6 protein-coding genes and 2 pseudogenes are annotated in these 7,724 nt (G+C 71.7%); 4 read left to right on the top strand and 4 right to left on the bottom strand.

Going from position 1 to position 7,724, the window contains the following annotated elements; translation table 11 throughout:
• On the bottom strand, nucleotides 1-522 hold a 522-nt coding region (locus QM611_RS03580), incomplete at its 3' end, for a M20/M25/M40 family metallo-hydrolase (RefSeq protein ID WP_415078530.1).
• Nucleotides 519-1,970 carry a helix-turn-helix domain-containing protein gene (locus QM611_RS03575; RefSeq protein WP_415078529.1) on the bottom strand — a complete coding sequence of 484 codons (1,452 nt, stop codon included), beginning with the start codon at nucleotides 1,968-1,970 and terminating at the stop codon, nucleotides 519-521. The genes QM611_RS03580 and QM611_RS03575, both read right to left, overlap by 4 nt.
• Before the next feature lie 82 nt (nucleotides 1,971-2,052).
• On the opposite strand from QM611_RS03575, the gene QM611_RS03570 reads away from it, so the two are divergent.
• A complete protein-coding gene (locus tag QM611_RS03570; protein ID WP_415078528.1) occupies nucleotides 2,053-3,930 on the top strand; it encodes a phosphoenolpyruvate carboxykinase (GTP) in 1,878 nt (625 codons plus the stop codon).
• 114 nt (nucleotides 3,931-4,044) lie between these two features.
• Here the strand turns inward: QM611_RS03570 and QM611_RS03565 are convergent.
• Together QM611_RS03565 and QM611_RS03560 are read right to left on the bottom strand one after the other, a co-directional pair.
• A pseudogene (locus QM611_RS03565) lies at nucleotides 4,045-4,355 on the bottom strand (ATP-binding cassette domain-containing protein); the annotation flags it as partial.
• Between the two features lie 104 nt (nucleotides 4,356-4,459).
• Nucleotides 4,460-4,621 (bottom strand): hypothetical protein, encoded by a 162-nt coding sequence (locus QM611_RS03560; RefSeq protein ID WP_415078527.1) that lies wholly within the window; start codon nucleotides 4,619-4,621, stop codon nucleotides 4,460-4,462.
• Between the two features lie 168 nt (nucleotides 4,622-4,789).
• Between QM611_RS03560 and QM611_RS03555 the strand changes: the two are divergent.
• From QM611_RS03555 to QM611_RS03545, 3 genes and pseudogenes are all read left to right on the top strand, one after another.
• Nucleotides 4,790-5,254: pseudogene (locus QM611_RS03555) on the top strand (ATP-binding cassette domain-containing protein); the annotation flags it as partial.
• 22 nt (nucleotides 5,255-5,276) lie between these two features.
• Complete coding sequence (locus QM611_RS03550; RefSeq protein WP_415078526.1) at nucleotides 5,277-6,143, top strand: ABC transporter permease; 867 nt, start codon at nucleotides 5,277-5,279, stop codon at nucleotides 6,141-6,143.
• On the top strand, nucleotides 6,140-6,958 hold the full coding sequence (locus tag QM611_RS03545) for an ABC transporter permease (protein WP_415078525.1): 819 nt from the start codon (nucleotides 6,140-6,142) through the stop codon (nucleotides 6,956-6,958). The genes QM611_RS03550 and QM611_RS03545 overlap by 4 nt, the downstream gene beginning before the upstream one ends.
• Nucleotides 6,959-7,724 lie beyond the last annotated feature (766 nt).

The following is a 7,724-nucleotide window of genomic DNA, read 5'->3' as shown; positions in this document are numbered from 1 at the left end:
GTCGCGCCCGAAGCGCGCCGGGTCGATGCCGTGCGCCCGCGCCGCGTCCGCGAGGCAGACCCCGTCGGCGCCGCTCAGCGCCGCCGCGCGCGCGGGCTCGATCTGCCCGGCCATGAGCTTGGACCCCAAGCACGCGACGCCGAAACGCGATCCCTCCTCTTCGGCGAACACGGCGACAGCGATGGGCGCGGCGGGCTTCGCGCCCTCGGCCTTGAGCCGAGCGACCGCGGTCAGCGCGCTCACGACGCCGAGCGGGCCGTCCAGCGCGCCGCCGCCGGGCACCGAGTCGAGGTGGCTGCCGACCGCGATCGTCCCCGGGCCGCGGCCCCAGTGCGCCCACACATTGCCGTTGCGATCGGCCTCCACCTCGAGCCCGAGAGCGCTGGCGCGCTCGACGAACCACGCGCGCAGCGCGTCGTCGTGCTCGTCGAAGGCGTGGCGCGACCATCCGCCGCGCTCGGTGTCCACGCCGATCGGGGCGATCTCCGCGAGCAGTGCCACGGGGTCCCACGGGTCGTTCACAGTGTCTCCTTGTCTTTCGCGTGCCGGTCGAGGAACGCGTACACCTCGCCATCGTCCACGCCGGGGAACGCTCCACGCGGCAGGGGCGAGAACATCTGCATGTGCACGCGAGCGCTCGGCCACGCCTTGCCCTCCCACCGCGCCGTCAGCGCGGCGTCGGGCCGCCGGCAGCACGCGTCGTCGGGGCAGGTCGAGGCCGCGCGCTTGGGCGTCTCGCGCCCGCGGAACCAGCGCGCGTCGTCGAACGGCACGCCGACGGTGATCGAGTACTCGCCCTCCGCGGTCGACCCGGTCTGCGTCGAGCACCAGAACGTGCCCGCCGGCGTGTCGGTGTACTGGTAGTGCTCGGTGGTGCGGTTCTGCTCCTCGAAGGCGGAGCGGGCGAGGAATCGCCGGCACGCCATCTGGCCCTCCACGGCGCCGGTAACATCCATCGGCAACGGCAGCCCGTCGTTCTCGTACACGCGCGCGATCGCGCCGCTCCCGTCCACCCGCAGGAAATGCAGCGGGATGCCGAGGTGCCGCGTGGCGAGGTTCGTCATCCGCGTGCCCGCGGCCTCGTGCGTCACGCCGAACGCGTCGCGGAAGTCCTCGACGGCGAGATTGCGCTCCTTCTTGGCCTGCTTCAGGAACGCGACGGCAGCGGCCTCGGGCATGAGGCAGCACGCGGCGAAGTAGTTGATCTCCAGCCGCTGCATGAGGAAGTCGGCGTAGTCGCTCGGGGCCCGATGGCCGAGCAGGCGGTGCGCCATGGCCTGCAGCGCCATCGAGCGCAGGCCGTGCCCACCCGGAATGGAGGCGGGCGGCAAGTAGATGCGCCCGTGCTCGAGGTCGGTGACCGAGCGCGTCGAGTGCGGAAGGTCGCTCACGTAGATCAGCTCGAAGCCGAGCCGCTCCGCCATGATGCTCACGGTGCGGTGGGTGAGGGCGCCCGAGACGTGGCCCGCGGCGCGCACCTGCTGCTGCGCCAGCTCCTCGATCTCGGGGAGGTAGTTGTCGCGCGCCCGCATGCGCAGGCGCAGCTCGGTGTTGGCCCGGCGCGCCTCCTCGGGCGTCGCGATCGCCTCGCGCTCGCGGCGCTGCAGCTCGCGGTGCAGCCCCAGCACCGACTCGATCGTCTCGTCCGGCATCCCCTTGGTCACCTTCACCGGCGCGATGCCCAGGCGCCGGAACACCGCGCCCGCCTGCGCCTTCTCCAGCTCGATCTCCAGCGCCGCGCGCCGGGAGGGCGGTGCGCCGGAGAGGAGGTCGGAGACATCCGTCCCCGTCGCCTGCGCGATCGCCTGCAGCAGCGACAGCTTCGGCTCGCGCTTGCCGTTCTCGATCAGGCTCAGCTGGCTGCCGGCGACGCCGACTTGCGCGCCGAGGCCGTCGAGGGTCAGCCCCGCGCTCTGGCGGTGGTGGCGGATGCGACGGCCCAGCGTCGTGAGCTCGAGCGTCGTGGCCATTCTTTGATCATAACGAAAGAAGCCATCTTTTTTACACGTGTATTGAGCGAAACTGGCCGCGTTCCTCAAGGAAAGTGGAGCCATGGCACTCGCAGAGCTCTTCACTCACACGACCGACTCCACCGCGGCCCGCGCCGGCTCGACGCGAGCGCGATTTGGCGCGCGACCCGCGGTGGAGGGGCCGGGAATGGCCGGCCTCGTCGCGTGGGTCGACGAGATCGCCGCGCTCACGCGGCCTGACCGCGTGCACTGGGTGGGCGGCTCGCGCGCCGAGAACGACGCGCTGCTGCGCGAGCTGGTCGACGAGGGCAAGCTGATCAAGCTCAACCCCGAGTGGCGCCCCGGCTCGTACCTGGCGCGCTCGCACCCGGGCGACGTCGCCCGCACCGAGGCGCGCACGTTCATCGCGTCCGAGCGCGAGGACGACGCGGGCCCCACCAACAACTGGGCCGACCCGGCCGAGCTGCGCGCGACGCTGCGCGGGCTGTTCGAGGGGTCGATGCGCGGGCGCACGATGTACGTCGTGCCGTTCTCGATGGGCGCGGTCGGCGGCCCGCTGTCGCACATCGGCGTGCAGGTGACCGACAGCGCTTACGCCGTGGCCTCGATCGGCATCATGACGCGCGTCGGCGACGACGTGCTGGCCCAGATCGCGGCCGGCGAGCCGTGGGTGCGGACGGTGCACTCGGTGGGCGCCCCGCTGCAGCCGGGCGAGCAGGATGCCACGTGGCCGTGCAACGACGAGAAGTGCATCGCGCACTTCCCCGAGACGCTCGAGGTGTGGTCGTTCGGCTCCGGCTACGGCGGCAATGCGATCCTCGCGAAGAAGTGCTTCGCGCTGCGGATCGCGTCGGTGATCGGGCGGAACGAGGGATGGCTCGCCGAGCACATGCTGCTCGTGCGGGTGGTCTCGCCCGAGGGCAAGGCCTACCACGTCGCGGCCGCGTTCCCGTCGGCGTGCGGCAAGACCAACCTCGCCATGCTGCGGCCGACGATTCCGGGCTGGCGGGTCGAGACGATCGGCGACGACATCGCGTGGCTGCGCCCGGGCGAGGACGGCCGCCTGTGGGCGATCAACCCCGAGGCCGGGTTCTTCGGCGTCGCGCCGGGCACCGGCGAGTCGACGAACGTCACCGCCGTGGAGACCCTGTGGGGCAACACGATCTTCACGAACGTCGCACTGCGGCCCGACGGCGACGTGTGGTGGGAGGGCCTCACCGACGAGGCCCCGCCGGAGCTCGTCGACTGGGAGGGCAAGCCGTGGACGCCCGCCTCCGGCCGCCCGGCCGCGCACCCCAACTCCCGCTTCACGGTGTCGGCCGCGCAGTGCCCCCAGATGGCGCCTGACTGGGAGGAGGCGGTGCCGCTGGATGCCATCCTGTTCGGCGGCCGCCGCGCCACCAACGTGCCGCTCGTGGTCGAGGCCACGGATTGGACGCACGGCGTGTTCCTCGGCTCGACCATCTCGTCGGAGCGCACCGCGGCGGCCGAGGGCGCCGTGGGCGAGCTGCGGCGCGACCCGTTCGCGATGCTGCCGTTCTGCGGCTACAACATGGCCGACTACTTCGGCCACTGGCTGCGCGTCGGGCAGAAGCTGCGCTTCGACCGCGCGCCGCGCGTGTTTCAGGTGAACTGGTTCCGCCGCGGTGCGGACGGGCGCTTCCTGTGGCCCGGGTTCGGCGAGAACTCGCGCGTGCTGGAGTGGATCGTGCGCCGCGTCGAGGGCGCGGTCGGCGCCGAGAGCAGCCCTATCGGGCGGCTGCCGCGGGTCGACGACCTGGATGTCGCGGGGCTCTCGGTGTCGCGCGACGACCTCGAGGAGCTGTTCGCGGTCGACTCGGCGTCATGGCAGGCCGAGGCCGATCTCACGCAGGAGTTCTTCGACGGCTTCGACGGGCGCATCCCCGCTGCGCTGCAGTCCGAGCTCGCCGCGCTGCGCTACCGGCTGGCGCAGGCGTAGCCCGCAGCACCCCCGGTCGTTGAGCGAGGCCCGCAGGGCCGAGACGAAACGCGGCGACCGTGCAGGAGCGCTCGCGGCGTTTCGTCTCGCTCCGCGCGCTCAACGACCAGGGGCCTACACCAGCAACTGGTGCCGGGCGAGCTCGCGGTAGAGCGGCGTCGACTCGAGTAGCTCGGCGTGCGTGCCCTGGCCGACGACGCGCGCGTGGTCGAGCACGACGATCCGGTCGCTGTCGACGACGGTCGACAGCGGGTGCGCGATGACGACGAGCGTGCGTCCGGCGGCGACGACGTCGACTCGTCCAGCAGCAGGATCGGCGGCGCCGCCAGGAGCGTGCGTGCGATGGCGAGCCGCTGGCGCTCGCCGCCGGAGAGCATGACGCCGCTCTCGCCGACCGGCGCGTCCAGCCCGAGCGGGCTGCGGTCGTGCTCTCGCCCGCGCCGGACGGTCGGGCGGGGGCGTCCTATGGGCGCCCGTATTTCTTGTGCGCGGCCTGTCTGGTGACGCCGAGGGCGTCCGCGATCGCGACTCACGACAGGCCCTGCGCACGGGCGCGGCGCACGTTCTCGGCCTCGGCCCGCGCGAGCTCGGCCCGCGCGGCGCGGAGCCGGCGCAGCTCCACAAGCGGCTCGCCGCCCTCGCCGGCGCCGATGGCGGTGCGGGTGTCAACATGCGGCTTCGCCGCATCCACTTGCCGCAAAGCGCGGGCATGAGGCGCGGAACGCGGCAACTGAGACGGGGAAGGGGCGCTCGCCCGGGCGCGAGGCGTTCAGTTGCCGCGAATTGCAACGTGCGGCCGCGGTTCGCGGCAATTGAAGGCGAGGGATGCCGCTCGGTCACGGCACGTTGGGGTGGTGCGGTGTCCGCGCCCGTGATCGAAGCGAAGAACCTCGTGAAGGCCTACAAGGTCAAGGGCAAGCCTGATTTCCTGGCGGTGGACGGGCTGGACTTCGAGGTGGCGCCGGGGCAGTCGTTCGGGCTCCTCGGGCCCAACGGCGCCGGCAAGCCCACCACGATGAAGATGATCGGCGCCGTCTCGACGCGCACGAGCGGCGAGCTGAGCATCCTCGGCCTCGACCCCGACCGGTACGGTCCCGAGATCCGGTCGCGTCTCGGCGTCGTGCCGCAGCAAGACAACCTCGACGGCGAGCTCAACGCGCGCGAGAACCTGTACATCTACGGCCGCTACTTCGGCCTGCCCGGCACGGTGTGCCAGCAGAAGGCGGACGAGCTGCTCGCCTTCGCGGCGCTCGAAGACAAGGCGGGGAGCAAGGTCGACCAGCTCTCGGGCGGCGCTCGAGCCTCGAGGACGTCTTCCTGCGGTTGACGGGGAGGTCGCTGGTCGAATGACAGCGGACACGGCGGCCGGCCTCGACGAGCTGCGCGCCGAGGCGATGGCGTGGGGCCGGAAGCCGCGCCGGCACGGCACGTGGTACGTGACCGAGCACATGGTGCGCGCCATGCGCGCGTACGGGTGGACGATCATCGTCGGCGCGCTCGGCCAGCCGGTGCTCTACCTGCTCGGCCTCGCGGTGGGACTCTCCGCGCTCATCGACGCGCCGGTCGACGACGGCGGCCGGCCCGTGCCCTACCTCGTGTTCGTCGCGCCCGCGCTGCTCATGACGGCGGCGATCGCCGTGGCGTCCGAGGAGTTCACCTACCCCGTGATGGCCGGGTTCAAGTGGCGGCGCTACTTCTTCGGGTTCAACGCGTCGCCGCTCTCGTCGCCGCAAATCGCCGGCGGGGTGGTCGCCGGTGCGGCCGCGCGGATGGGCGTCACGGTGGTGCTCTACTTCGCGTTCATCGTGCTGTTCTTCGGCTGGCTGCAGCCCGACGCCGCGCGCGCCGCGACCGCCTGGCTCTGCATGCCCGTGGGCGTCCTGGCCGGGCTCGCTTTCGGTGTTCCGCTGATGGCATACGCCGCGTCGCTCGAAGACGACAAGGGCCAGTTCGCTCTCGTGCAGCGGTTCGTCTTCATGCCGATGTTCTTGTTCTCCGGCACGTTCTACCCGCTCGCAGTGCTGCCGGTCTGGCTGCAGTGGATCGGCTGGGTCTCGCCGCTGTGGCACGCGTCCGAGGTCGGGCGGTGGGCGCTGTACGGCAAAGACGTCGGGATCGGGATGCTGGCGGCGCACCTGCTCTACCTCCTCGTCCTCGCCGTCGGCGGGCTCGTGCTCGCGCGGCGGCTGTTCACACGGAGGCTGGCGAGATGACGGCGTCGGTGGATGCCGCGCCGCGCCGTGGCGGCGTGCGCGCGCTGTGGGCGGGCAATCCGCACGCGGTCGTGCAGCGCGGGTTCCTCGCGGCCCGCTCGTCGAGCTGGATCGTCGTGCTGTCCGGATTCTTCGAGCCCGTCTTCTACCTCGCCTCGATGGGCATTGGCCTCGGCGCGCTGATCGGCGACGTGCAGACCTCGAGCGGGGCGGAGGTGTCGTACGCGGCGTTCATCGCCCCGGCGTTGCTGGCGGTCTCGGCGATGAACGGCGCGATCTACGACTCGACGTGGAACGTCTTCTTCAAGCTGAACTACGGCAAGTTGTACGAGGGGATGCTCGCGACATCCCTCGGCCCGCTCGATGTCGCGCTCGGCGAGATCCTCTTCGCGCTGCTGCGGGGCCTGCTGTACGCGACCGGGTTCATGATCATCATGCAGGCGTTGGGGCTCAACCTCGCGTGGACTGCGGTGCTCGCGCTGCCGGCGGTGCTGCTGGTCGCGTTCGGGTTCGCGAGCCTCGGGATGGCGGTCACCAGCTACATGAAGACGTTCCAGCACATGGACTGGATCAACTTCGTGCTGCTGCCGATGTTCCTGTTCTCGTCGACCCTCTACCCGATCACGATCTACCCGGAGGCGGTGCGGCACATCATCATGGCCTTCCCGCTGTGGCACGGCGTCGAGCTCGTGCGCGGGCTGACGACCGGCATCCTCACCCCCGCGATGCTGTGGCACGTGCTCTACTACGTCATGATGATCGTCGTCGGCCTCGTCTTCACCACCACGCGGCTGCGGGCGCTGTTCCTGGACTGATCCGGGCGGTCTCCTCGCGCCGCGCGACCAGCCACCGCCCGCGCCGAAACCCGCTGCGCGCGCCCGAAACCCGTTGCGCGCGCCGAAACCCGTCCCCGCGCGCAGGGCGTCGGCGCGCGGGGTGGGTTTCGCCGCGTGCGGTGGGCTTGCAGGAGCGCTGACGGGGGCCCTTCCGTGCGTTCGAGGTCTGCGACTTCGTGGCGCGGCCACCGGTCAGAAGCCGAGAGCCTGGTCGCTCAGCAGATTGGCGACGGCCGCACCAAGGAGGGTCTCGTTGCTCGCGCGCGGCTCTCCGCCGTGGCGCCCCGCGCCCTCGAGACACGCTTGTGGTCGCGAGACACACCTCTCTTCGCGAGACACGGCTAAATGAGGTGGGTCTCGTGACGAATACGGTGCTTCGGCGTTCCGCCCGCCCGCCCGTCCGCCGCGCGCCGAGGCCCGCGGCTGTGCGCATCGAGACCCACCGCACACGCCGAAACCCGCCGTGCGCATCCAAACCCGCGGCAGCGCGCGGGGCGCCGGCGCGCGGGGCGGGTTTCGCCGGCCCGGCGGCCTCACACTGTTCGCTCAGGTCTCCCGTATCTAGTGTGAGTGAGATCGGATGGAGCGTCGGAGGCGTTCCCTAGAGTGCTGCTGGCGGCCCTCGGGGCAGCCGTCGACCAGAAGGCAAGGACGAGGGTGGTGCTTATGGACGCGTCTTCCGCCGCGCCGCGCCGGCCCGCCGCGCCCCCCGGTCTTGCCGGCGCCCGCCCCGTGCCGGGCGGCG

The sequence above is a fragment of the Microbacterium sp. genome, from assembly GCF_047606685.1.
Lineage (GTDB): Bacteria > Actinomycetota > Actinomycetes > Actinomycetales > Microbacteriaceae > Microbacterium.
This window is presented reverse-complemented; position numbering and strand designations above follow the sequence as displayed.